Consider the following 24,813-nt stretch of genomic DNA (forward strand, 5'->3'; position numbering starts at 1 on the left):
CTCCCTCCTTTGAGTTGTCTAGACGGTACAATGGCGAATGACGCCGATGACAATCCCTTCGATGTGAAACTCATCCGATGGCCGGACGATGATCGGCTGCATTGTTTCATTGGCCGGGTGAAGTTCAATACGCGAGTCCTTCTTAAAATACGTCTTGATCGTGGCCTCGCGATTCACCAAGGCGACGACGGTTTGCCCGTTTTTAGCCGTGCTCTGTTTGCGCACGACCACCAGATCGCCGGGTAAAATCCCGTCATCTTTCATGGACTCGCCTTTCACCTTTAACGCGAAGGTCTCACCGCCTCGCAACATACTGGGCGGCACGTCCACGAGTTCCGATTGCGGCACCGGGTCGATGGGGAAACCGGCTGCAACTAGACCAGCCATCGGAATCGCCGTCTTCTGTCGTAATTGATCCAGCACAACTGACACGACACCGGGAATCTTCCGCATCCCGGCTTCATACCGCGCGACGGATACCCGTGTGGTGTGCAATGCATCAGCAAGTTGCTGCTGCGTGAGGCCTAGTTCTTCTCGAAGGCGTTTGAGGTCTTGTGCTCTCATGGTGTAACCATTGGTAACATGCCTATTCCTCCCTGTCAAGGGAGGATATTTCGGGATATTCACGAGGGCTGCTGTGTATAACTTCTGGACTTGGGGAAAATTTCAACGTTACGAACTCTCTAACAATTTCGAAACATAGAATTAACCGACTTTTAGAGCTTTTCTTTCCGCGTCCGCCGAAGACCACTAGATGTAGTGGCCCATTTCCATTTTCAATCAATGATTAAAAAATAGGCAAAAGGGTCTCTCCCCACGCATTCGGCTGATTCAGGCATCGCGAAGGCACTTGTTCACAGACTTATCCACAGAAATTGGGGAGAGTGGAATCCCTCGAGAAAGTGAAAAGGAATAAGTGTGCGAGCTAAATGTGGTGACCGTCAGTTGAATCAAGGAAGATTGCGTGATGAGAAGCTGAAGAAGAAATCGGCAGCGATGGCAACACACACAAACGCCGCTTACCCGCCTCAACGAGCGGGTAAGCTGAGCGTTATCCTGATCTCTATCGCGACGCGATAAGTAACGAGCCGTTACTTTCCGATCATCACTTCTGTGGCTTTGATGGCGACCAACACTGAGTCATTCACCTTCAACCCCATATTCTTGACGGAGCCTTCCGTGATGGCCGCAACAAACTCGAGTGTGCCGACCTTAACCGTTACTTCGGCCATTGCTTGTCCTTCTGTGATGCGACTGACGGTGCCTTGGAACTGATTGCGCGCGCTAAGTTTCATGATCTGTCCTCCTTTGATAAGTAAAGAATCACCGTAGCTCCTCCCCATACCGTATCAGTCTCTCGTGAGAAACGGATGTACGTTCGGTAAGAATTTTTCGCTAGTCTGTGCGGGATCGATTGGTTTTTGTAAGTCAAGACAGTCGGGACGAGGTGGTTCGAATTGATCGGTTTAGTTTTTCACGATCATGACCTCGGTCGCTTTGACCAAAGCAATGGCGGTGTCTCCGATGCGAAGCCCGAGTTCGTCCAGCGCATCACGAGTGATCACGGCGGTGATCTTGTGGGAACCAATGTCGACGTCGATCTGTGCCATAATCGCGTCCCGCTTGATTCCAGTCACCCTGCCGACGAGCTTATTTCGTCCACTGACATCATCAGCGCCGGATGGCTTTTTGCCAAGCCACCGGTCCAGCAACGATTTTGTAAACCGATAGCGTCCCCCAATCTTCGGGGCCTCAATTTTGCCCTCCCAGATATATCGATAGAATGTCGGCAATGTCAGCCGAACATATCGTGCCGCTTCCTTGGCGGTTAGCACGTCACCCATCATTCTTTTCGCCATCGATGGTTCCTATCATTGAATCGACTACCCTGGAGTCTGTTTAGCCTAGACAGGGTCTTCCACTAAAGTGGCATCGACGTATCTTTGGCACTGCAGCCCTGCATCCACATTCGTCCGTATACCAACGCCTCGGGCTCCAGAGCAGCCACTCGCTGACTGGGAAATAGCTGGATTCTGCGGGGATCGACGATGATACTGACTGGATCCCATGTTCGAGCTGAACTCGTGGATCCCAAGACCGGGATCGTGCTGGCCAGAGCCCAGCTTTCGCCATGAATTTTTGCTGTGACGGTTTGCCCTTCCTTGAGCGGCTTTATCAGCACAATGCGACCGTACCAGCGGTTCAGTCGCTGTCTACTCCGACGAAATAAACCCGCCTCAAGCCGAACGGCCTCAGCCGGAATCTTGGCGATGACGGGCTGTCCGGGGAAAAAGCAATGGTCATCGCCGAGTGCCAGCCTGATGCGCATGTCGACTCGGCGTCCCGCACGGATGCGTACTGTGGGGTGAAGAAGACCCACGTACTGGGAATGAACGATTCCTTTCACAAGGGTGACCATGGAATCGGCGAGGAGCATGTTGCCCTCTGGATGATCAGGAACCCTCCCGCCAGAGATGGTGTCATGATTCATGACCGGACCTCCGATCGTAAATGATGCCATGCACTAGGCCATCAACTCTTCATTCAACGCCACGGTCTTGATATGGGCGAATACCCGTTGTCTAGGTTTCAATCCCAGCGTGACGAGCGATTTTCGAGTGATGCTGGCTACGAGTGGAACTCCGATGTCCAACAGCACGTCGACCGAGGCCTGGTCCATCTCCCGGATCTCGACAATCGTGGCCTCCAGAATATTCAACACACTGGTCGGCGCGATGGTCTTCTCCAAGACGAGGCTGACATCGCTGGAAAGGATGTGGACGCGCACGACCTGTCCAACGGTGACCGACTGAAGCGGCACAAAGAGGCGCTGGCCGTTGAATTCCAGTTGAGTGAGGCCGTACTGCGCTTCATGAACAGCGACACGAGCCTCCAAGATGGCGCCGATTCGATGCGCTCCGAAATGTCCCCGGAATTGCAAAGAAGTGAACACCTCATTAAGCGCGCCGGACGCGATGACCTTCCCCTCTTTCAAAAGAACGACACGGTCTGCCAGTTGAAGGATTTCAGCGATCGCATGGCTGACGTACATCACCGGGATACGGAGTTCCTCATGCAGACGACGGATGAAGGGAAGGAGCTCTTGCTTGCGTTGAATATCCAGCGAGGCAAGTGGCTCATCCAGAAGGAGCAGTTTGGGACTTGTCAGCAGCGCACGGCCGATCGCCACTCGCTGTTGCTCCCCGCCGGATAGTTTGTGAATGCGGCGTTCAAGAAGATGGCCGATTCCCAGAATGTCGACGACTTGCTCGATCGTAATGCGGCGTTCTTCTGAAGAGATACGCTTGTACCCGTACAGCAGATTCGCGCGTACGTTGTAATGGGGGAACAAGCGGGGTTCTTGGAAGACATACCCGACCGGTCGTTTATGGAGCGGTAGGCACAGATCTTTTGTTTCATCCTGCCAGACATCGTCGCCGAACCGCATGACGCCGTTCGGAGCCCGTTCGAGCCCGGCCAGACACCTCAAGAGAGTGGTCTTTCCTGATCCGGACGGTCCGAAGATGGCAGTAATGCCCGACATTGGGACATCCACATCAACGTCCAAATGAAAGGCCGGAAATCGTACATCAAAGCGTGCCAGCAGACGGCTCATGACACATGGATGGGAAATCGTCGGTTTGTGATATAGACCGCCAACAGCACCAGAAACGAAAAGATCAGCATGAAGGCTGAGACGGCGTGCGCCTGAGCGTATTCCCCGACTTCGACATGCTCGAAGATGGTTGTGGATAGGACACGTGTTTGCCCCGGAATGGATCCACCGACCATAAGCACCACTCCAAATTCTCCCATCGTATGTGCAAACCCCAGCACAATTGCACTGATATAGCCTCGCAGTGCGATCGGGGAGATAACCGTTAGAAACGCATCCCACTTTGAAGCACGGAGTGACCAGGCCGCTTCCATGGGTGCCTTGCCGACCGCTTCAAATGCGCTTTGCAACGGCTGAATGATGAATGGCATTGAATAAAACACTGAGGCGATCACCAGACCGATGAAGGTGAAGGCGAGGGAGAGATCTGCAAACCGGCCGAGCGGCCCGTAAGGACCTAGTGCGACGAGAATGTAGAATCCCAGGACGGTGGGCGGAAGCACGATCGGGAGCGCGACCACAGCTTCTATGATAGGTCTCAACCGGGATCGTGTATGTGCCAGCCACCAAGCGAGGGGCGTGCCTACGATCAGCAGAACGATCACTGTCATCGTGGCCAGTCGGACGCTGACCCACAGCGCGCTCAGATCCAGATCTGTCAAAGCTCCCATATGCACGTTCTACTTCAACTCATAACCATAGTGTTCGATGATCGCCTTTGCCTGCGGGCCACCCATGAACTCCATGAGCGCTTTGGCCGCCGGGTTGTCTTTTCCCTTCGTCAGCAAGATCACGTCTTGTTTGATCGGTTCATGCAGATTGGTAGGGACGTCCCATCGACTACCTTGACCCTTGATTTTCGGATCGAGGACCTGTGATAACGCCACAAAACCCAATTGAACATTGCCCGACTCGATGAATCCCATGGTCTGGCCGATATTTTCTCCCATGACAATTTGGGGTTGTAGACCCTCCCAGAGATCCAACTTTTGCATGGTCTGCATCGCCGCCAGGCCGTAAGGCGCGGTCTTGGGATTCGCGATGGCGAGGCGCTTGAAATTTTTTGAGCGTAACGTTTCCTCTCCTTTCACCAGGTCGGCATTCGGACTCCACAGCACGAGGCGGCCTATGGCATACGTCAAACGGGAACCCTTGACCCCCAACCCCTCGTCTTCCAACAGCTTTGGACGTTCCATATCGGCAGAGAAGAACACATCGAACGGCGCCCCGTTCTTGATTTGCGAATAGAAGTTTCCGGAGGAACCGGCGGCCACCCGGAGGTTGTGACCGGTTGCGGTTTCGAATTCAATCGCTATTTCACGAAATGGCGGAACAAAATTGGCGGCGACGGCCACCAAGACCTGCTCGGCGAAAGCCGGTGTCACCGCCGCACTCGCGATGACACACACATACCATGCTAGAAACCTCTGTTTCATGGTCAATCCTTTCTAGATCCTGACTCGCATCTGCGCGTAAAAGTAATCACTATCCTTGTTCCCGCCGGTCGGCATTTGAGCCAGGATGGCGGGGCTGTCGAAATAGGAGCCCTTGAACCAATGGATATAGCCGACATCAAAGTCCAGGTTCTTATTGACCGCCCACCGTGCGCGTAGTTGCATGTCATGTCCGAGCGAACCACCGGAGTTGCCGGTGGGGTCCCGCAACCCAGAACTCCCGAAGACATCCTTGTTCTGGGCGAGATACCAGACGCGATGTTTGACTTCCAGAATCCAGCTGGGGGAGGGGGCGAGGATCAGCCGCCACCCCGGCGTAATGAGGTTAGTTCGGTAAAATGGCCCCCACATACTGGTGATCATGTATTCAAAGTTGCGTGCGCCAAATAACGTATCGAACCCTTCGTCTTGACTATCGCCCGGCTTGTGATCGCCGCTGACGTAGTCGAAGTGAAAGAGCAGCCGGGGTGTCCAAGGCAGATTGAACATATAGCCGATATCTAAGTGCTGAAAATGGGCGAAGTGTTTGGTCACGCCCCGGTGGCCGATCTGCCAGGCGGTCTCGATTTCATAATCCACTTCTCCCGGTTTAGCCTCTTTAAAGAGGCGACCGCCAAACGTGTTATAGGTGCGATGGCTAGTCACCGTCGCGACCCGCCGATCATTCAGGCCCAGGTAATAGGCGTCCAGGTTAAACCAGCGGAACTGCTGGCTCTCAAAATAGGCCCCCCAAAAGAGCGACTTATTGTTCTCGGTATCGAGGCTCACATCGTCTCGCTGGACCGTCTCTGTGACGAAGGCCTTGAGCCGCCAGGCATTGGGCTGACTAAGTTGCCAAAGAAACCCATCGAAGGCATTGGTGGTATTGCGGAAGTCGTTGCGCGCGACCAGGCGCCGGTTGCCCAGGTCCAGGGTAAAGCGTCCAAAGAGAAGATCGGTCCGCAACCCGGTGCTCAGGACATTGTCCAATTTCACGGCTCCAAAGAGCTGAAGCACATCGAATTCATTGATCATCGTGAGGTCTCGGAAATCGCCGGGCTTTCCATTATCAAACGACCGCGAGTCCTGTCCCTCGAAGAGAAATCGCAGCGGCCCATTGCCGCCCAAGCCCACACGAAGCCGCGACCGCATGGGAATTTGGAAGTCTGTCGCTCCGTTTCCAATTTTTTGGGCAGCCCTCCATGGGTGGTCATACGACTCAAATCTGGTCCGGTTTTCGAGCCCCAGATCGATCCAGTCGGGCAGGTGCAGCGCGGTTTTCAGGTAGCGGTTCCATTCGATATCCCTCCGGCGATTGAGGATTGCATCGGCCGGCTCAATCCAGTTTTTGCCGGTCTGTTCCGAAATTTGAAAATATCGCTCATTCGAGATCCGGCCTGTGTCACGCATGTACTTAAAGACCGGATCTTCGGTATTCTTAAATACCCATTGCCCATCTTTCTGGACCAATTCTCCATACTCGACGGCGTTCGTTGTGCTTGCTCCCACAAGCAGGAGCGACACACTGAGCAAGGCCCACCACAACGATTTCTTCGACATTGATTCTCCTCTTTGTTCCGGCGGTTGATGTGAATGTGTGTCGTAACCCTTGGCGAGAAAGTACTTAAACGGCCCTCAGGACATGGACTTTCCCCGTGTCGCTCGTGTCGTATCCTCCCAAGGCTTCGACCTCATTTCGAAAAGCTTTGCTCACGATGGTTTCAAACAAGTGGGCTAGGGTCGGATGAGATTTTAAGTAGAGCTTGGGTACGACCAGATCGTAGCGCGCGGCTTGGAGTGGAACGAAGTCGAGTTCAAAAAGTTGTGCCGCCGAGCGAATGCCAAGCCCAACGTCGGCCTGGCGCCCATTGACGGCTCGAGCTACTTCAAAATGAGAGGATACGACTCGGTCGTATCCTTGAACGTGTGTCGGCTCTACTCCGGAAGCCCGCAATCGTTGATCAAGCAACAGCCTCGCCCCGGAGCCTTCCTCCCGATTGATCAAGGTGACCGTCGGTTGGCCAAGATCAGCAGCAGTCCGGATGGACAATGGATTCCCTTTTCGAACTAAGAAGCCCTCTTCCCACGTCGCAAAAGTGACGACCTCATAGGCCGATCCTTTGAGGTGTCGCCGAAGGAACGGCATATTCGATTCGCCGGTGGCTGGATCAAATAAGTGCAATCCGGCAACATGGACCTCGCCACGCTGCAATGCCCGCAGTGCCGCCATACTGCCCATCGGCCAACCGATGACCGTCGTCTGATCCTTGTGTCGCCGCAAATATTCGCCGGCCAAAAAAATTGCCGGGTCGCATCCGGCTACGGAGATTTCCTGTTGGATCGCTTCCCGGTCGCGTGAGAGTTTTACTCGAACGGTTGAGCCGGAGGGCTTGAGATGTGTGTGGGTGATATATCCATCGGCAGGAATTGCAAAGGAAAGTTGCCCGCCCAAGTCGGCGACAGGACGCACGATCATCCGTCTTCCTATAGTGGAAACCTTGACCCGAATGGGCGAGATAGTCGGCTCTTTTTCTACGCGCTGACCGATCAACTCACCTTCGATTATGTCTTCAGCTGGGATAAGAGCGAATAGATCCTCTACGCGGCATGTCAAAACAGAGGCCAACCGGAGCGCAACGGCCGTGGTCGGCAAATACAGATTTGATTCAATCGAAGAGACAGCCTGCCGCGTCATGCCTGCTCGCCTGGCGAGTTCACCTTGGGAGAACCCGTTCTTCGTTCGGACAGATTTGAGGTGATTGGAAAACTGAACGGCGTTTTCCTGTTGTTTGGTCTGAATTTTCATGGCGGCTGTATAGCAATCATAATTGTCATATGTCAATTATAATTTACTCAATCTTTTTGTATAGCTAAAAAATGAGTAAATCGCCTGGCAGGGAATATTGGTAATCGAGAGCATGTGAAACAATCATTTAAGAATATAAATATCTCCTAACAAGTTGATTGTATTACAAGGATTAGAAATTTTCACTTTATTATTTATTATGTTGACAAAGAAACTCTAGTTTAGATATAAGATGCATCGTTAATCACGATCGGTAATGTAAAGATTGACGTGGCGATCGAGAAAGTAGAGTCAAAAACATGTTTAAAGCAGATCAAGAGGTAACGAATCCAAGCTTAGATTCGGCGGTCGAGCAAGCAATCCTGCTTGCCCTGAAGGGGATTCGGTTCGGATCTGTCGAAATCATCGTTCATGACTCAAAAGTGGTCCAGATCGAACGAAAAGAAAAGACACGATTCGACGGCACACTTTCACGCTCGATTCGATGACGCGCTGATGACAGTACAAAAAGAGCCGTTGTACCTAGGAGTATTCAGATGATCAGGTAGGTAGTCCAGACGACTGGAAGTGCCAGAGTTGCTATTAATTCATTTAACTAAGAACTGACCGGACCACCGGAAGTTCACATGTCAGGGAGGAATGCGACATGAGAATTTCCGGTTCCATTCTTTTGCTTGTGATCATGGCGATTTCGCTTACACGTGTTTCACCGACTTTGGCCGTGGAAGAAGGTCAATTCGTGAGGAAGGACGGCAAGTGGGAATACTACTCGGGCGAAGATCCAGGCTTGAAGTATCTCTACTTGAAAGGACTGATTTCGGAAGAAGAGTACAGCAAAGGCCTGAAGGTCATCGAAACCAGAGAACGGCTCACCAAGCCGAACTTTAACGTCGATGTCAACAATGGCTTGAACTTCCGCGTCGGTGAAAAATTTCTGCTCAAACTGCGGCTTCTTACACAGGTTCGCTATACCCACAGCAATTACAATGAAGCCTGGGGGACCATCGGTGACTCGAGAAATCCGGAGATTCTCGGCGGGCAAGTCGAGTATCGGGCATATCGGTATGCGAGCGATTCGAATAAATTTTCAGTTTCCAATGTGCAGCTTCAATTCATGGGGCATGCCTTCGATCCTGACCTTCGGTACAATTTTTCTTTGGCCGCGACCCAACCGGCCTTTGACCAAGAAGGGGGGAGCGGGCGACTCAACCTGCTTGATGCCTATATTTCGTCATGGCACATCCCTTGGGCCACTGTTCAAGTCGGTCAGCAACGAGTCTGGTTCAATCGTGCGCTGATCACTTCCAATGCCACGACGACTTTTGCAGATAACATGGTGGTGCAGAGGGTCTTTGCGGCGAACCTCCAGAGCAGTCGGGACGTGGGTATCACCATTATGAGTGATGAAGAGAAGTATAAGTTTAACTATGCCATCGGTATTTGGGGAGGGGTTGGAGCAAATCTCACGCGAGAGGGTACGGCGGTCAGTCAGAATGTGTTGCCCCAAACCGGAACTCCGGGCGCACCAAATGCTGGAACGACCAGAACATACAACTACGATACTCGTTTTTTGACCGGCGAGATGATGTATACGGTCAGGTTGCTTTATAAGATCGCTGGCAATCCAGGGTACGGACAGGGAGATATTCTCAATTCACGTACCCCACAAACAGCCATTGCGTTCGCCTATGCGTATGATCCGGCTCAAAACTACCTGAGCTCGATCCGATCCGACATCGTCGAGCGGACGTTTCGTCAGCGAGTTACCCAGGCCTACAATGGGAGGCTACTCGGTGGCGGCATTTACGACTTTCACACGTTTAACCTGGATTATATCCTCAAATACAAGGGCTGGTCGCTTCAAGCGGAAGGGTTCTATCGCATTCAAGATGTACGGAATAGCGATGCTGGAACCAGACCGTTCGACTTGGGAACAATCCCCACCAGTCCCCTCGCCGTTGGGCCGCCGGTGTCACTTGGCGATGCATGGGGCTGGTATGTGCAAGTGGGGAAGTATGTGATCCCACGCAAGCTCGAAGTCGCAGTCCGATACGGCATCCTGGATCCTTCGATTAGACAGAAACAGGATTTGACCAAAGAACTGGGCGTTGCCATCAGCTATAGCTTCGACGGCACGTACAATAATCGCATTATTCTCGATTACTCGAATATTACGATGGGCAGCGGTGGACGAGCGCCGGATCGATTTCCCTTCGAAAATCTTCCGGGATTTGGTCGGGATCTCGTCGAAAACCGGTTCAATGTCCAATATCAGTTCTATTTCTAACGCAGATGAAACAGCACAGACATAAGGAGATTGTCATGACATTCGCGCCTCTTCTTGCTCGCGCACTGTTCTTCGTCAGTATCGTCGCGTTTACCGAATCAGTGGCTACACCCGCGTATGCACAATCCGAGGTCCTCACCATCGCGGCGGCTAATAACCTGAAAGACGTGCTTCGGAAGATATTGCCTCTTTTCGAAGCGCAAAACCGAGACATCGCCGTACGGGTCATTTATGCACAACCCAAGACACTCACCAAGCAAATCGAGGAAGGGGCACCAGTGGATGTCTTTCTTCCTGCGCTCATCGAGGACATCGATCAGCTGGAGAGCAAGGAGCTTATCCTTAAAGGCACCAAACATGTCTACGCTCGCACGGCCCTTGTGTTGATCACCAACAGCGCGTTCCCGGCGCAGCTCGACTCCATTCAAGATCTTGAAACCAAACCGGTGAGGCATATCGCTATCGGAGATCCCTCGACGTCAGCCGTCGGCAAAGACACCATCCAGTTCTTGAGAGATCGAAATCTCGAGTCCCGTCTGAAATCTCAATTCATCTACGGAGAACATTCTCGAGCCGTGCTGGATCTTGTCTCAAGGGGAGAGGCGGAGTTGGGTGTGGTACATCGAACCGATGCCATCGGATCGAAGCGAGTGCGCATCATCGATTCGGCGCCATCCGACAGTCATAGACCGATCGCATACGGAGTCGTCTCACCTTGGACAGCACGCAACATTTCGGGAGCCCGCGACTTCGTTTCGTTCCTACAGAGCGAAAAGGCGCAGGGAGAATTCAAGCAATACGGTTTTGAGTCGGTCGTTTCAGATATCAACCTCACACAGCGCGAGGAGGTCAAGCCATGAGGGAATGGACAAGCAGCGACAATCATAAGAGCTCATGGTTTGCCCGCACACTTCTCGTTCTAAGCATCGGCATCGTGACTGGTTGCGCAGGGACTTCAGTTGCGCCAGAGATGAGCATTTATCAATCTGGACTCAATCGTGTGTATTTGGAAAAAGATCCTGCTCCTCACGTGAACACCCATCCAACGGCATTAACTTCAAGCGAGGTCGGTTCGTTGTTGCGAGGGGTGCGCATTTGGAAACAACGCAACATTGTCCATCGACTCCTTTCCGGAGAAGCCGAGCGAACAAGGGCCTTTCGCAATGAAGAGGTAGCGGTGCTCGCACCGGCAATTTCCAGAGCCTTGGAGCTGGCCTCACCCGATCAGCGTGTCTATTTTCACCTCGGTCAGGTGACTGAGTACGGAGAAGAGGAAACGACGACCGGTTGGTTGTCCATTCAAGGCAATCTGCTATATCTCGCCTTGACCGAGGCCCATGACCGCCATAGTCCCGGGCCTGACATCAGCAAGTACGACCGTCAGATGCCGAATGTGCCCGAACAGGCTCCTGCCTTTCACGCGACATTTGAGCCGGAAGAGTATTTGCACACGGTCCATTCAGGATGGAGGTTGTTCACGATCGACCAGCGAGAGGAACTGCACATTCGATATCGCGATGCACTTGACGCTCTCACAAAAAGTCCCCGCTCGTGAACGAACAGTACGGTTCGACCGGTCTGAACGGGATTGCTGTCATGGAGGCGATTGGGTCATGAAGACTGAGAAGAGAAAGGAGTATGTTGTGCAGATAAAACGGTTAGCTTCCATATCTATAATGGCAGTGTTGTCTGGATTGTTTGTGCTGAGTTCATCGCTTCAGGCTGCCGAGTCCGTGGTCATCTTGAATGTGTCCTATGATCCGACGCGGGAGCTGTACCAGGAATTCAATGCGGCCTTTGCAAAGTATTGGCAGAAGGAAAAAGGCCAACCGGTCGTCGTCAAACAATCGCATGCTGGGTCCAGCAAGCAAGCGCGGGCCGTGATCGACGGCCTGGATGCCGACGTGGTGACGTTGGCCTTGGCCTATGACGTGGATGCCATCGCCAAAGCTCGCCTGTTGCCGGCAAATTGGCAGACACGGTTGCCACACAACAGTTCACCCTATACCTCGACTATTGTCTTCCTGGTGCGGAAGGGAAATCCCAAAGCCATTCGTGATTGGGACGACCTCGTGAAACCCGGAGTGGCGGTCATTCCTGCGAATCCGAAAACGTCGGGGGCCGCGCGTTGGGCCTATCTGTCCGCGTGGGGTTATGCACTAAAAAAGTATGACAATAGTGAAACGAAGGCCAAGGAGTTTATCGGAAAGTTTTACGCGAATGTGCCGGTGCTTGATTCCGGTGCGCGGGGTGCAACCACGACATTCGTTGAGCGCGGAATCGGGGACGTGTTGGTCGGATGGGAAAACGAGGCATATTTGGCGCTCAAGGAATTCGGCGCAGGGAAATTCGAGATTGTGACCCCATCGGTCAGCATCCTCGCGGAGCCGACCGTATCGCTCGTCGATTCGGTGGCGAAGAAAAAGGGCACCGAAACACAGGCGCAGGCCTACCTGCAGTATCTCTATTCAGATGAAGGGCAGGAGATCGCAGCCAAGCACTTTTACCGCCCCCGTTCGGAGGCGGCGTTGGCCAAGTATGCAAATCAGTTCTCCAAGGTGAGTTTATTTACGATTGATGACGTATTCGGAGGGTGGCAAAAGGCACAGCAGACACACTTTGCAGACGGTGGGGTCTTCGATGAGATCTACAAACTGAAATAGTTCGCTGAGCGTGAAGTTTCTGGCGGAGGCGGCAGGGAGCTGGCGGTGCTCCTTGCACGATGAGAAGGTGGTCGTCGAACAGCAAACGGTCAGGAGATACCATGAACATCCTTCTGGTCGGCGGTGATTCCGCCGAAGTGTTCCGGAAGCGCTCGGGTGGCAGAAAAAGTCGTGTGGAGCATTGGACGGGGCGCAAGCATCGTGATCTGGTGCGATCAATCCCGAAAGCCACTGAGGCAGTCGTCGTGGTGTTGGACCGGGTGAGTCACACATTGGCGAGAAAAGTGCGCGGTGAAGCGTCGCGACGCGGGTTGCCTGTGTATTTTTTGAAGCGAGGCCGACAGATGGATGTCGATGCGCGCTCGGAATCTGTTTGTTTTGATTCTCGTCGATATCGGGAGCTTTCTGTCAATGGGTAACCTCACTCCAAGAATTCCGCACATCGGGATTGTTGCCGGAACGGCTGAGGGGGCGGCCCTCTGTTACCGAACCATCTGTCTGGAAGCGGAGCATGTCATGGGGCGCCGATATGTGCATCCGGAGATCACGCTCCATTCGTCCCCGCTTCATCTATATCTCAACGCAATCGATCGGAACGACTGGAGAGGGGTGGCTGCTCTCATGTCTCACTCGGCCTCGAAACTGGCCCGGGTCGGCGCCGATTTCTTTATTTGTCCGAACAACACGTTGCACCAGGCTATTGACTTGGTTGAATCACCGCTCCCGTGGCTGCACATCGCCAAGCCGGTTCTGGAAGAAATCATACAGCACGGTTGGCGACGAGTCGGAATTCTCGGAACGCAGATCGTCATGGAAGGGTCGATCTATTCGCATGCACTGAAGCAGCGAGATGTCGAGACGGTGATTCCAGCGGGGGCCGACAGGGTTCGAATTCAGCATATGATTCGGAGCGAACTGATTGCAGGCCGGTTTACAAGCGACTCTCGCCTTTTTTTGCAGAAGGTGATCTCGGAGATGGCTGATGAGGGAGTCGAGGCGGTCATTCTCGGATGCACGGAATTGCCTTTATTCCTCTCTGAAGAACAATCAATTCTTCCGATGCTGGATTCAACACGCTTGCTGGCGCGAGCCGCGCTGCGTTACGGGGTCCAGAGGGAATGGCACCCGGGAGAAGAGCGTGAGACGGGTCGTCGATGTGGGGCGAGTTTCACCGACAGAGTGTTGTGTGCGGACCAAAACTGACATGGCGATGAAGGCTTCGGTGATGAGACGAATAGGTTTTCGTATACACGGAATTTCCACGAATTGATACGGACAAACACCTTATGCGCCTGACGTTGAAACAGCCCAGCGTGCTCCCAGGATTCGGTCTGACATTGGGGTTCACCGTCTTTTATTTCAGCCTCATCGTGTTGATCCCTCTCAGCGGACTCTTCGTGAAGACCAGCACGTTGTCCTGGGAGCAGTTTTGGGAGATCGTCACCAATCCACGGGCCATTGCCTCCTATCAGCTGACGTTCGGGGCTTCGCTGGTCGGCGCGCTCATCAACGGATTGTTCGGGTCGATCATCGCGTGGGTGTTGGTCAGGTACCGTTTCCCAGGCCGGTCTCTCGTCGATGCGCTCGTCGATCTACCCTTTGCCCTGCCGACCGCAGTCGCCGGCATTACGCTGACGGCGATCTATGCGTCAAACGGATGGATCGGCCGGTATCTGGAACCGTTGGGCATCAAGGTCGCTTTCACTCCGTTGGGTGTGCTTGTTGCGCTGACGTTCATCGGATTGCCGTTCGTCGTCCGTACCGTTCAGCCGGTGCTGCAGGACTTGGACAAGGAAGTCGAAGAGGCCGCCACCACGTTGGGGGCCAATCGATGGCAAACATTTCGAGCCGTCATCGTGCCCGAGCTTTGGCCTGCGCTCCTGACCGGGATCGCGATGGCGTTTGCGCGCGCCGTCGGGGAGTATGGATCGGTCATTTTCATTGCGGGCAATATGCCGCTCAAATCGGAGATCACCCCGCTGCTGATCATGACCAAATTGGAACAGTACAATTATTCGGGAGCCACTGCGCTGGGCGTGGTGATGCTTGTGGCATCGTTTGTCCTGGCCTTGGCGATCAACCTCCTTCAGTGGTGGAGCAGCACTCGCCACATGAATCAATAGGAACCTATGAATTCTGTCACGACTGCCGCCGACAAGGATCTGGAGTGGAAAGATTCGCTCACGACCGAGAGCTCTCTCGTCCGTAGGCTGTTGATTGCCGCCGCGTTCCTTTATTTGACGCTCTTCCTATTCGTCCCGATTGTCGCCATCTTTAGCGAGGCGTTGAAACATGGACTCGCCAGTTACTTCGATTCGTTTCTCAATGAGGATGCCCTTGCAGCTATTCGTTTGACCCTCCTGGTCGCGGCTGTGGCTGTGCCGCTGAACGCCGTCTTCGGGGTGGCGGCGGCTTGGGCTATCGCCAAGTTCGAATTCATCGGTAAGCAGGCGCTTATTACCCTGATCGATATGCCGTTGGCCGTCTCTCCCGTGATCTCCGGATTGATCTATGTCCTGCTCTTTGGGGCTCAGGGCTGGCTGGGTCCGTGGTTGGCCGAGCATGATATCAAGATCATCTTTGCGTTGCCCGGTATCGTCCTCGCAACGATTTTTGTGACGGTTCCGTTTGTCGCCCGCGAGCTCATTCCCCTTATGCAATCGCAAGGGCGTGAGGAAGAGGAAGCGGCCATCACGCTGGGGGCCTCGGGCTGGCAAATGTTTACACGCGTGACGCTCCCGAATATCAAATGGAGTCTCCTCTATGGGGTGATTTTGTGCAATGCGCGTGCGATGGGTGAGTTCGGCGCGGTGTCGGTGGTCTCAGGCCATATTCGAGGGCTGACGAATACGATGCCGCTGCACGTCGAGATTTTATACAATGAGTACAACGCTGCGTCGGCGTTCGGCGTCGCCTCACTCCTGACCCTGTTGGCGATCGTAACCCTCTCAGCAAAGGCGCTGATCGAGCGGAAAACAGCCTCACCGCATCAGCGCATGCCCTAGCGGTAACTGGACACAGATGCCTATTTAGCCAGGAGTCCATCATGAGTATCCGGGTCGATCATGTCACGAAACGGTTTGGAACGTTCACCGTCTTGAACGACGTCAATCTGCAGGTTGAGGCGGGAGAACTTGTTGCGCTCCTCGGCCCGTCAGGTTGCGGCAAGACGACGCTGCTGAGAATTCTCGCTGGATTGGAACGTCCGGACCAGGGACGCATCTTTCTGCATGGCACGGAGGTGACCGATCAGCGAATCACCGAGCGCCGCGTGGGATTCGTCTTTCAGCATTACGCGCTGTTCCGTCATATGACCGTGGCGGAGAATGTCGCGTTTGGGCTGAGCGTACTGCCTCGGACACAACGGCCTTCCGCAGCCCGCATCCAGGACAAGGTCCATGAACTGCTCACGCTTGTGCAGCTGCAGGCAATGGCCGATCGGTATCCCAGCCAGTTGTCGGGCGGCCAACGACAGCGCGTTGCGCTGGCCAGAGCGCTGGCCGTGGAACCGAAGCTCCTTCTGCTGGATGAACCCTTTGGGGCATTGGATGCGAAGGTCCGTAAAGAACTCCGCCGCTGGCTCCGGCGGCTCCACGACGACTTGCATATTACGAGCATCTTAGTAACCCATGACCAAGAAGAAGCTCTTGAAGCGGCTCATCGTGTCGTCGTGATGCATCAGGGGAATATCGAGCAGGTGGGTACGCCGGATGAAGTCTATGAAAATCCGGCAACTCCCTTCGTGTATCAATTCCTCGGCGATGTCAATGTCTTTCACGGGCGCATGGCACATGACCGACTCCTGGACAGAGAAGCCGGTGAACGGGCGCAGGCCGATGGAGATGCTTCCGATCATAAGGAAGTGACGTTCGTGCGGCCTCATGATTTTGAGCTCAGCCCGACTCGGACGGCACCGACACAACTCGAGGCGACCGTCCAGTTTCTCATTACGGCCGGCGCGCGAGTTCACGTGGAACTGGTGTCGAAAGAATCGTCTGAAATTATCGCGGTCGAGTTGACGAAGGAACGGTATCGTGAGTTGAAATTACAGCAAGGTGATGTCGTCTTTGTGCACCCGAAGCAGTTGCAGGTGTTCAAAGTGCCTCATGCTTAATTCCGCTCTGCCAGATTGATTGTCGATATATGAAGGTCAAACCATGACACAGCAACCTCGTTTTGTCGTGTTTGCGCACAATGCGACCTATGACAAACTCCACCAGGTGGCAACGCTCGGCATGACCGCAGCTGCAATGGGGAAGGATGTCATCATCGTGCTGCTCTTCTGGACGATCAAGAAACTTGCGGAAGGGAAAAGCGATGAAGTGGATTTTCCTCCGGAGTATGCCTCTGTGTCCGGTGAGGTCTCACGTTTGTTGCGGGAGAAAAAAGTTCCAAAGATTTCTGAGATGTTTGCAGATGCCAAGCTGGTGGGCAAGCTCCGATTGATCGCCTGTAGCGCAGGGCTTGAGTACATGGGTGTGGAAGAAGAAGCGGTCACGACACGGGTGGATGCGGTGATGGGATTGCCGGCTATCCTGACATTGACCGCCGGCGCCGAAACCACATTGTTCATCTAGCGGTCCGGAGGCGGGAGTGAACACTCGGCATGGTGATCACGGTTAATGGAAAGCCTGAAGACATTCAGGCGTCGGTTCTCTTGGATCTTCTGAATGTCAAGCGGATTGAACCTCAAATGGTTGCCGTGGAATTGAACGATGTCATGATCGCACAGGACCAGTTGGCCGGCACGCCGCTCAAGGAGGGCGACCGTGTCGAGTTCTTGTTTTACATGGGAGGCGGTCGGTGACCGGTCGACGGCATAACAATGCGACGGAATTGATCGGGAATACTCCACTCGTTCGGCTGAATCGGCTTTCGCCCAAAGGCGGTGCAACGATCTATGCGAAGGTGGAATATGCGAACCCCGGCGGGAGTGTAAAGGACAGAATTTGCCTCAATATGATCGATGAGGCGGAGCGGAGCGGGCGGCTGAAGCCCGGCGCGACGATCGTCGAGCCAACCAGTGGGAACACCGGCATCGGCCTGGCGCTTGTCGCAGCGGTACGAGGGTACAAATTGATCCTAGTCATGCCGGAAACCATGAGTCTGGAACGGGCCAGTCTCTTATCGTCGTATGGAGCGGAATTGGTGTGCACCGCCGGTTGGGAAGGGATGTTGGGTTCAATTAGAGAAGCCGACCGCATTGTGAGCCGTAACCCGTCATACTTCAAACCGGATCAATTCTCCAACCCCGCAAATCCGGCGATCCATCGGAGAACGACGGCTGAGGAGATTTGGAATGCGTTGGACGGGCGGATCGACGCGTTCGTTGCCGGCGTCGGCACCGGCGGCACGATCACGGGTTGCGGCGAAGTGTTCAAGGAGCGGAACCAAGCGGTTCGCATCATTGCCGTTGAACCAAGCGCCTCGCCGGTTCTTTCTGGAGGCCCTCCTGGACCGCACAAGATTCAGGGTATCGGTGCGGGATTTGTGCCGGACGTCTTGAATCAAAAGATCCTTGACCGGGTAATTGCCATCACGGACGACGAGGCGTATCGCACCTCTAAAATCCTGGCGAGCCAAGAAGGTTTGTTCGGAGGAATTTCTTCCGGCGCGAACGTGGCTGCAGCCCAGCGCGTAGCGGCCGAGTTGGGGCGCGATCAAACGGTCGTCACGATACTTTGTGATACCGGCGAACGATATCTCAGCATGGGAAAGTATTTCGCTGAACATTGATGCTGATCGGAATCAAATTTGCCGACGAACAGATCACGTGAGGCGATAAGTCTCCATACAGGCGGGTATCATGCCCGTCCATTTTAGAAAGGATAAGCCAATGAGTCCAAGCGATACCCGAACCAGCTTGAGCGCCCAAGCGGCGCGTAATCTCGCAACCGCCACGGTCACTGTCCCGCAGATGCTGGAGATCACTCCGCGCTGGCTGCACAAACTGCTGCCTTGGGTGGATGTCGATGGGGGCGTCTACCGCCTCAATCGTGTGGCCAAAGCCAAAGGGAGACAGGCGAACGAATCCGGTGAAGTGAAAGTGGAACTGTTGACGGTCGATACCGGCGAGCCACAACTGCCGAACACGTTCGTCGATTACGAGTTGGATCCGCGTGAATATCATTTGAGTACCATCCAGACCATCGTGCACACGCATACACGCGTCACCGACTTGTACAGCAACCGCATCGATCAGCTCCGCGAACAGGTGCGCTTGACGGTTGAGGCGGTGAAGGAGCGCGAGGAGTGGGAACTCCTGAATCACCCGAAATTCGGTCTGCTGAACGAAGTGGTGCCTGGACAGCGCATCGATGCCCGTAAGGGGACCCCCACGCCGGACGATCTGGATGAACTCTTGACTCTGGTTTGGAAGAAACCGGCGTTCTTCTTGGCGCATCCCAAAGCGATTGCCGCCTTCGGGCGTGAAGCGACCAGGCGGGGCGTACCGCCTGCCACCGTGCAGCTGTTCGGGTCTCCGTTCATTACCTGGCGTGGCATTCCGCTGATTCCGAGCAACAAGCTGGAAGTTGATAAGGCGGGCAAGACCAGCATCCTGTTGTTACGTGTGGGTGAGCCGCAGCAGGGCGTCGTTGGCCTACAAAAAGCTGGTGTCGCCGGCGAACTCGAGCCCGGTCTCTCTGTCCGCTACATGGGGACCAACGATCACGGCATCGCCTCCCATCTCATTACACGGTATTTTTCAACCGCCGTGCTGACGGAGGACGCGATCGGCCGTCTCGACAATGTTTCGATCAAGTTCTATCACGAGTATGTCTATCCGAAGGGATGACACCATGACTACCGCGCACAATCCGATCAGTCATGACGACGATTCATTCGACACGGCGTTGATTACACGACTCGCGAATGAGTTGTACAGGGATTCCGCCATCACGCCCCAATCATCGTCACCGACTCCCGGAGGGCCACCTGTGTTGCCGGGTATTCCCACAGCGCTCGCTGGAATACCGGGAGGATTACCGGGTATCAGCGAAACACTCTCGGCATTCCCGACCTCGTTTGCCACTTTCCCGACCGACAAGCCGGACAATCCCGGTTTAGCAGGCGGGTATCCTTTGGCTACCACGACGACCCATCTGCCGGTGCATGCCGCGCAGACAGAATCCCCTGATGTGTCATCTCCCGAAAAAGCGTTCGGCTCCGGTGAGCATAAAGCTGACTCCGACGAGGTGTACCCATTCGGGGAGCCTCGTTGCAACGGCAGCTTCAGTGCGCGAGAAGTTTACACCAAGGCCATCGACGCGGCTCCGGCATACTACTTTCTACGTGAAGGCGGTTCACGCCCCGGTTCCATAGCCCGCGAGCCCGCAGCCGGTTCCACATTGTCGAGACTGGAGGTGGATGCCATCCGGCGGGATTTCCCTGTGCTTCACCAACGCGTGCACGGTCACCCGCTCATCTGGTTCGACAACGCCGCGACCACTCAGAAGCCTCGGAGCGTCATCGATGCCACGTCGCGCTTCTACAGCCGTGACAATTCCAACATCCATCGTGCCGCCCATGCCTTGGCGGCACGCGCAACGGATGTGTATGAAGGTGGGCGTGAAAAAGTTCGACAGTTCATCGGCGCGGCCGATACCAAGGAAATTGTCTTTGTGCGTGGCACCACAGAGGCCGTCAACTTAGTTGCTCAGACCTATGGACGCGCCCATATCGGCCGCGGCGACGAAATCCTCCTCACCGTAATGGAGCATCACGCGAACATTGTGCCCTGGAAAATCCTGGCAGAGGAGACGGGAGCTCAGATTCGAGTTGCGCCGATCAACGACGCCGGGGAATTGATTCTCGAGCAGTTCGCCCCGCTGCTGGGACCACGCACCAAACTGGTGGCAGTTACACAGGTCTCGAACGCCTTGGGTACGATCAACCCGGTTGAGACGATCATTGGTATGGCCCATGCTCAAGGGGTACCCGTCCTAGTAGACGGCGCCCAGTCCGCGCCGCATCTCCCGATCAATGTGCAGGCCATGGATTGCGACTTCTTCGTGTTTTCAGGACACAAAGTTTTCGGGCCGACCGGCATCGGAGTGTTGTACGGCAAAGCCGCTCTGTTGGAAAAGATGCCACCCTATCAAGGGGGTGGCAATATGATCAAAGACGTCACCTTTGAGAAAACGACTTATCAAGGAATTCCACAAAAGTTCGAAGCGGGCACTCCGGATATCGCCGGAGTCGTGGGCCTTGGCGCGGCGATCGACTACCTCACGCACATCGGCATGCCTGCCATTGCCGCGTATGAGCACGAGTTGCTGGAGTACGCGACTCAGGCGCTTTCGGCCGTTCGCGGGCTCCGTCCCATCGGGACGGCTTCCGTCAAGGCCAGTGTACTGTCGTTCGTCATGGACGGGCTTTCCAACGAGCAGGTCGCCAGGCACTTGGATCATCGTGGGATTGCCGTGCGAGCGGGACACCATTGTGCCCAACCCACAGTACGTCGGTTCGGCTTGGAAGGAACCGTGCGCCCGTCGCTGGCCTTCTACAATACACACGATGAAATCGACGTACTGGTCAATGCATTGCATGAATTGCGGAGGACATGATCCATGGATGTCAACGCGCTGGATGGGAAAGAGACTGTGACGACAACCTGGAATCTCGACGAGATTGTGACGGAACTCCGAGCGTCGCGCGAAATGGCGCACAATATCAGGCTGCACGGACGGAGTTGCGAATTGCCGTCTCGGCAGGCGTTGCGGAGCATCGTGGAGAACCTATGCGCCGCATTGTTCCCGACCCACTACGGCCGTGCGGATTTGAACGAGACGAACATCGATTATTTTGTCGGGCACATCTTAAACCAAACCTTGTCTCTCTTGCAGGATCAAATCAGAAAAGGATTGCTGTTCGCCGCCGGCCCAGTCGAATTAGGACAAGCGCCGCTCGACCGTAGGGCTGCAGAAATGACCGGTGTCTTTGCGCGACAGCTCCCGACAATCCGGGCTCTCCTGTTCACTGATTTGCAGGCTGCCTATCAAGGCGATCCGGCGGCCACCAGCGCCTCTGAAATTCTGCTCTGCTATCCAGGCATGACCGCCGTGATCTATTACCGCATCGCGCATGCCTTGTATGATTTGGGCACGCCCCTGGTTGCTCGTTTGATTTCGGACATCGCGCATTCGTCCACCGGCATTGATATTCATCCAGGCGCTGAGATCGGCAGTCATTTTTTCATCGATCACGGAACCGGTGTGGTCATCGGTGAAACGACTGTCATCGGCCGGCGCGTCCGTCTCTATCAGGCTGTTACGCTCGGCGCGAAGCGCTTCACGGAGGGTGAACACGGCGTGCTCGTCAAGGGAGAATCTCGCCATCCGATCGTCGAGGACGACGTCGTCATCTACGCCGGGGCTACGGTCCTGGGACGGATCACGATCGGGCGAGGCTCGGTCATTGGGGGCAATGTGTGGCTGACGCAGAGCGTTCCGGCCGGCAGCGAAGTCGTTCAGGCGCAAATGCGTACGTCGGCGATGATCCAGCCAAAGGCGCTCGAGCAACGCATCGGGCAATGGACCATTTAACCGTTCACTGAGTCAAGCATGCGCAGCTCTGCCACATTTCCGATTCAGATCGACATGGCCCCGAATTCGCATGCGCTGGATCTGTCCGCTCGTGCGAGTTGTTTGGTATTCGAGGACCAGGCTTCCAGGTCGCTTCTGGTTGAAGTTCAACATATCGCGCCTAGCGACGCGACGGTGCTCATCATCGGTGAGACCGGGACGGGCAAGGAGTTGATTGCCCGCCATATTCACGAATTGAGCAACCGCCGAGGTGGTCCATTCGTTGCGGTGAACTGTGCCGCCATCAGCGAGTCGCTCATGGAAAGTGAATTATTCGGTCATGAGCGCGGCGCCTTTACCGGCGCTGTCGGCGATAAAGCAGGATGGTTTGAAGCTGCTCAGGGGGGCTCATTATTCCTGGACGAGATCGGAGACCTTCCCTTCTTGTTGCAAGCCAAATTGCTGCGAGTGATCCAAGAACGGGAAGTCGTCCGTGTCGGTTCACGACGCCCTATTTCAATCGATACACGATTGATCGCTGCGACCAACGTGAAGCTCGACGAGGCCGCAAGTGCCGGCCGGTTTCGGAGCGATCTCTATTACCGGCTAAAAGTGGCATCGATTGATTTGCCTCCGCTCCGGAAACGTCCCGGAGATATCATGCCGCTGGTTCGGCATTTTTTGAATCTCTATGGGGCGAGACTCGGTTATGCCAAGGTTGAACTTACCCCTGAAACCGTGCAGATCCTCCTGTCGTATCCATGGCCTGGCAACATTCGTGAACTTGAAAACTCCATCCACCATGCGCTCCTCGTCTGCTCGGGGACGAGCATATGTCCAGAAGACCTGCGTCTGCCGGTTTCTCCTCCGCAGGAATCAGGGACGCTGGAGGTGGCGCTGCTGCCAGCGCTCGAATCGGTTCTGAACCATTTGTTCTCGAGCAAGAATGCCGTACCGGATCTGTATCGGTCGATTGATGAGACAGTCATTCGCACGGCGTATGGCTATTGTGAGGAAAATCAGCTTCGTACCGCGCGGCTTCTTGGCATCAGCAGAAATGTGGTTCGCGATCGCTTGATCCGGTACGGGATGCTCGGCTCTCAGGCCGTGAAATAATCATCGCGACGATGCCGCCTCTCTGCCGGACCATGAACGTGAGAACGGAGATGGGGGAGGAAACGAAACTGGTTCCAACGGCACCGGGGGCCCGAGGAGTACGATAGGGCCAGTTCTCTACTATTGAATTGCCTCGCTGCTGATCGCTCAGCTGAGTTCCGGCTCCTAGAGGAGCCGGTGATTTGGCGGTAACACCCACAGGAGATACTCTCCCTTTTGAGGCGGACCTATCGCAATCTTCCCTGACCGGCTGAGTCGATCGATCGCGAACAGCAGTTGTGCGCTTCCAATGTGAAGCAGCTCGCTTTCGAGTTGACCCAACGTCCTCGCGCCTTGCCGATTCAAGATATCCAGAACGTGTGTTTCCACTGCAGTACTCTGAGTCTTTACGTGATTATGTTCGACGGTTTCCAACATCATGTTTCACCTCTTCGGTAGAGTAGCTATAGGGTATGGTCACATCTGCCTGATCAGTGTTGTCCTTCTTGCATCGGCTCTGCAGAATGTGTGCCGTTGTTTCGTGGGGGATTTCAGGTCTAGTCAGCGCACAATGCTGCCGGTTCAGCAATGATCGCAGGGGAGGAGTTTCCCCAGAAGCAGATCAGTACGTGTCTGCACACTAGCTGGAAGCCTGCAAGGGCGTTCCACACTCGTGCTGCGTGAGATCTCGCCCGCCATCGTGTATATGTGGCGGGCGAGAACACCGTAGGTAACGTCAGTGGTATGAGGACAGAGCTGACCCGTCGCCGCCCTCATTCACATAGTTTGCTTCGCATAGCGTTCGGGGTCTAGTTGAAACGCGCTATGGCAAACTGCGTTGCAGAAGTAATATTGGTGGTTCTGATAATCTTCCCGCTCGACCGCCTCGTCAGGATCGATCTCCATTAGGCACACCGGGTCCTTAACCGTCTTGGAAGTGGGTGTCATGGTATGCTCCCTTTGTTCATATCCGAAGTACATTTCTACTGATCTTAATTGTGGTGGAAGATCGACCTTTGTCCGAACTGGGCAGATCCCTAGTCCATCCATCGCGCGCAGTCACATTCTATGAGTGTTTATAGGAGCATCATCGCAATCCTTTTTCCAACCTACAGCGCCATACAGAGTGAACCGCGCGAAGAATCAGGTATATCCCGATCGTAGGAAGCCAAATCCACTTGATCTCACTGGTGAGGATACGCAGGGCATCGATGCTGAAAAACTCGCTGAGACCGATCGGAGACACCGCAACCGGTCGAACAGTGAAGAAATATCGGTTTGTGTCGAACGGGGAGAGGAACGCCACACCCAATCCTCCGTTGGTCATGGCATCCAGCACGCCGTGAGAAGCGGTGCAGAGAAAGAAATAGGCAAAAAGACACACCTTTG

The 24,813-nt window shown here is 54.6% G+C and carries 29 protein-coding genes; 17 read left to right on the plus strand and 12 right to left on the minus strand.

All coding sequences use genetic code 11. The annotated features are described in order from the left end of the window. Positions 1-18: 18 nt before the first annotated feature. The 9 genes from lexA to H8K03_18450 all read right to left on the minus strand — a co-directional run bounded on the left by lexA (position 19) and on the right by H8K03_18450 (position 7,855). Complete coding sequence (gene lexA / locus H8K03_18410) at positions 19-564, minus strand: repressor LexA (GenBank protein ID UVT19736.1); 546 nt, start codon at positions 562-564, stop codon at positions 19-21. A 527-nt stretch (positions 565-1,091) separates the two neighbouring features. Next, positions 1,092-1,295, minus strand: a complete 204-nt coding sequence (locus tag H8K03_18415) for a TOBE domain-containing protein (protein UVT19737.1) — start codon at positions 1,293-1,295, stop codon at positions 1,092-1,094. Between the two features lie 171 nt (positions 1,296-1,466). Further along, on the minus strand, positions 1,467-1,859 hold the full coding sequence (locus tag H8K03_18420) for a TOBE domain-containing protein (protein ID UVT19738.1): 393 nt from the start codon (positions 1,857-1,859) through the stop codon (positions 1,467-1,469). A 62-nt stretch (positions 1,860-1,921) separates the two neighbouring features. Then, positions 1,922-2,491, minus strand: coding sequence for a hypothetical protein (locus tag H8K03_18425; GenBank protein ID UVT19739.1), 570 nt, complete (start codon positions 2,489-2,491; stop codon positions 1,922-1,924). Between the two features lie 33 nt (positions 2,492-2,524). Continuing rightward, positions 2,525-3,616: a molybdenum ABC transporter ATP-binding protein gene (gene modC, locus H8K03_18430; protein UVT19740.1), complete on the minus strand. Its 1,092-nt coding sequence runs from the start codon at positions 3,614-3,616 to the stop codon at positions 2,525-2,527. Continuing rightward, complete coding sequence (modB, locus tag H8K03_18435) at positions 3,613-4,287, minus strand: molybdate ABC transporter permease subunit (protein UVT19741.1); 675 nt, start codon at positions 4,285-4,287, stop codon at positions 3,613-3,615. Before modB ends, modC begins: the two co-directional genes overlap by 4 nt. Positions 4,288-4,296: 9 nt before the next feature. Then, complete coding sequence (gene modA, locus H8K03_18440) at positions 4,297-5,052, minus strand: molybdate ABC transporter substrate-binding protein (protein UVT19742.1); 756 nt, start codon at positions 5,050-5,052, stop codon at positions 4,297-4,299. Positions 5,053-5,064: 12 nt separating this feature from the next. Further along, positions 5,065-6,609 carry an alginate export family protein gene (locus H8K03_18445; protein UVT19743.1) on the minus strand — a complete coding sequence of 515 codons (1,545 nt, stop codon included), beginning with the start codon at positions 6,607-6,609 and terminating at the stop codon, positions 5,065-5,067. Positions 6,610-6,673: 64 nt separating this feature from the next. Further along, a complete protein-coding gene (locus H8K03_18450) occupies positions 6,674-7,855 on the minus strand; it encodes a helix-turn-helix domain-containing protein (protein UVT19744.1) in 1,182 nt (393 codons plus the stop codon). A gap of 299 nt (positions 7,856-8,154) precedes the next feature. On the opposite strand from H8K03_18450, the gene H8K03_18455 reads away from it, so the two are divergent. The 17 genes from H8K03_18455 (at position 8,155) to H8K03_18535 (ending at position 23,445) form a co-directional block, all read left to right on the plus strand. After that, positions 8,155-8,343: a YezD family protein gene (locus H8K03_18455; protein UVT19745.1), complete on the plus strand. Its 189-nt coding sequence runs from the start codon at positions 8,155-8,157 to the stop codon at positions 8,341-8,343. A gap of 158 nt (positions 8,344-8,501) precedes the next feature. Next, complete coding sequence (locus tag H8K03_18460) at positions 8,502-10,142, plus strand: hypothetical protein (GenBank protein UVT19746.1); 1,641 nt, start codon at positions 8,502-8,504, stop codon at positions 10,140-10,142. A 35-nt stretch (positions 10,143-10,177) separates the two neighbouring features. Continuing rightward, positions 10,178-11,002 (plus strand): molybdate ABC transporter substrate-binding protein, encoded by an 825-nt coding sequence (modA, locus tag H8K03_18465; GenBank protein UVT19747.1) that lies wholly within the window; start codon positions 10,178-10,180, stop codon positions 11,000-11,002. Further along, positions 10,999-11,697 carry a hypothetical protein gene (locus H8K03_18470; GenBank protein ID UVT19748.1) on the plus strand — a complete coding sequence of 233 codons (699 nt, stop codon included), beginning with the start codon at positions 10,999-11,001 and terminating at the stop codon, positions 11,695-11,697. The genes modA (H8K03_18465) and H8K03_18470 overlap by 4 nt, the downstream gene beginning before the upstream one ends. A 58-nt stretch (positions 11,698-11,755) precedes the next feature. Next, a complete protein-coding gene (locus tag H8K03_18475; GenBank protein UVT19749.1) occupies positions 11,756-12,805 on the plus strand; it encodes a sulfate ABC transporter substrate-binding protein in 1,050 nt (349 codons plus the stop codon). 101 nt (positions 12,806-12,906) lie between these two features. Further along, complete coding sequence (locus tag H8K03_18480; GenBank protein ID UVT19750.1) at positions 12,907-13,224, plus strand: DUF2325 domain-containing protein; 318 nt, start codon at positions 12,907-12,909, stop codon at positions 13,222-13,224. Beyond that, on the plus strand, positions 13,217-14,008 hold the full coding sequence (locus H8K03_18485) for an amino acid racemase (GenBank protein UVT19751.1): 792 nt from the start codon (positions 13,217-13,219) through the stop codon (positions 14,006-14,008). Before H8K03_18480 ends, H8K03_18485 begins: the two co-directional genes overlap by 8 nt. An 83-nt stretch (positions 14,009-14,091) precedes the next feature. Continuing rightward, positions 14,092-14,928, plus strand: a complete 837-nt coding sequence (gene cysT / locus H8K03_18490; protein UVT19752.1) for a sulfate ABC transporter permease subunit CysT — start codon at positions 14,092-14,094, stop codon at positions 14,926-14,928. Positions 14,929-14,934: 6 nt separating this feature from the next. Beyond that, a complete protein-coding gene (cysW, locus tag H8K03_18495) occupies positions 14,935-15,810 on the plus strand; it encodes a sulfate ABC transporter permease subunit CysW (GenBank protein ID UVT19753.1) in 876 nt (291 codons plus the stop codon). Positions 15,811-15,851: 41 nt separating this feature from the next. Further along, entirely contained in the window at positions 15,852-16,919 is a 1,068-nt protein-coding gene (locus H8K03_18500) for a sulfate ABC transporter ATP-binding protein (GenBank protein ID UVT19754.1), read from the plus strand. 43 nt (positions 16,920-16,962) lie between these two features. Beyond that, entirely contained in the window at positions 16,963-17,382 is a 420-nt protein-coding gene (locus tag H8K03_18505) for a hypothetical protein (GenBank protein UVT19755.1), read from the plus strand. Positions 17,383-17,411: 29 nt separating this feature from the next. Beyond that, positions 17,412-17,612 carry a sulfur carrier protein ThiS gene (gene thiS / locus H8K03_18510; protein ID UVT19756.1) on the plus strand — a complete coding sequence of 67 codons (201 nt, stop codon included), beginning with the start codon at positions 17,412-17,414 and terminating at the stop codon, positions 17,610-17,612. Then, complete coding sequence (gene cysK / locus H8K03_18515) at positions 17,609-18,541, plus strand: cysteine synthase A (protein ID UVT19757.1); 933 nt, start codon at positions 17,609-17,611, stop codon at positions 18,539-18,541. Before thiS ends, cysK begins: the two co-directional genes overlap by 4 nt. 100 nt (positions 18,542-18,641) lie before the next feature. Next, the gene (locus H8K03_18520) at positions 18,642-19,601 is read left to right on the plus strand and encodes a hypothetical protein (GenBank protein UVT19758.1); all 960 of its coding nucleotides are present in this window, start codon (positions 18,642-18,644) and stop codon (positions 19,599-19,601) included. Next, a complete protein-coding gene (locus H8K03_18525) occupies positions 19,582-21,372 on the plus strand; it encodes a cysteine desulfurase (protein ID UVT19759.1) in 1,791 nt (596 codons plus the stop codon). Before H8K03_18520 ends, H8K03_18525 begins: the two co-directional genes overlap by 20 nt. 3 nt (positions 21,373-21,375) lie before the next feature. Beyond that, the gene (locus tag H8K03_18530) at positions 21,376-22,350 is read left to right on the plus strand and encodes a serine acetyltransferase (protein ID UVT19760.1); all 975 of its coding nucleotides are present in this window, start codon (positions 21,376-21,378) and stop codon (positions 22,348-22,350) included. An 18-nt stretch (positions 22,351-22,368) separates the two neighbouring features. Then, the gene (locus H8K03_18535; protein UVT19761.1) at positions 22,369-23,445 is read left to right on the plus strand and encodes a sigma-54-dependent Fis family transcriptional regulator; all 1,077 of its coding nucleotides are present in this window, start codon (positions 22,369-22,371) and stop codon (positions 23,443-23,445) included. Positions 23,446-23,610: 165 nt separating this feature from the next. Here H8K03_18535 and H8K03_18540 read toward each other — a convergent pair whose 3' ends face one another. The 3 genes from H8K03_18540 to H8K03_18550 all read right to left on the minus strand — a co-directional run bounded on the left by H8K03_18540 (position 23,611) and on the right by H8K03_18550 (position 24,808). Further along, positions 23,611-23,865, minus strand: a complete 255-nt coding sequence (locus H8K03_18540; protein ID UVT19762.1) for a hypothetical protein — start codon at positions 23,863-23,865, stop codon at positions 23,611-23,613. A 336-nt stretch (positions 23,866-24,201) separates the two neighbouring features. Continuing rightward, a complete protein-coding gene (locus H8K03_18545; protein UVT19763.1) occupies positions 24,202-24,372 on the minus strand; it encodes a YHS domain-containing protein in 171 nt (56 codons plus the stop codon). A gap of 139 nt (positions 24,373-24,511) precedes the next feature. Continuing rightward, positions 24,512-24,808: a hypothetical protein gene (locus H8K03_18550; GenBank protein UVT19764.1), complete on the minus strand. Its 297-nt coding sequence runs from the start codon at positions 24,806-24,808 to the stop codon at positions 24,512-24,514. Between the last annotated feature and the right edge of the window lie 5 nt (positions 24,809-24,813).

Source organism: Nitrospira sp. (genome assembly GCA_024760545.1).
GTDB lineage: Bacteria > Nitrospirota > Nitrospiria > Nitrospirales > Nitrospiraceae > Nitrospira_D.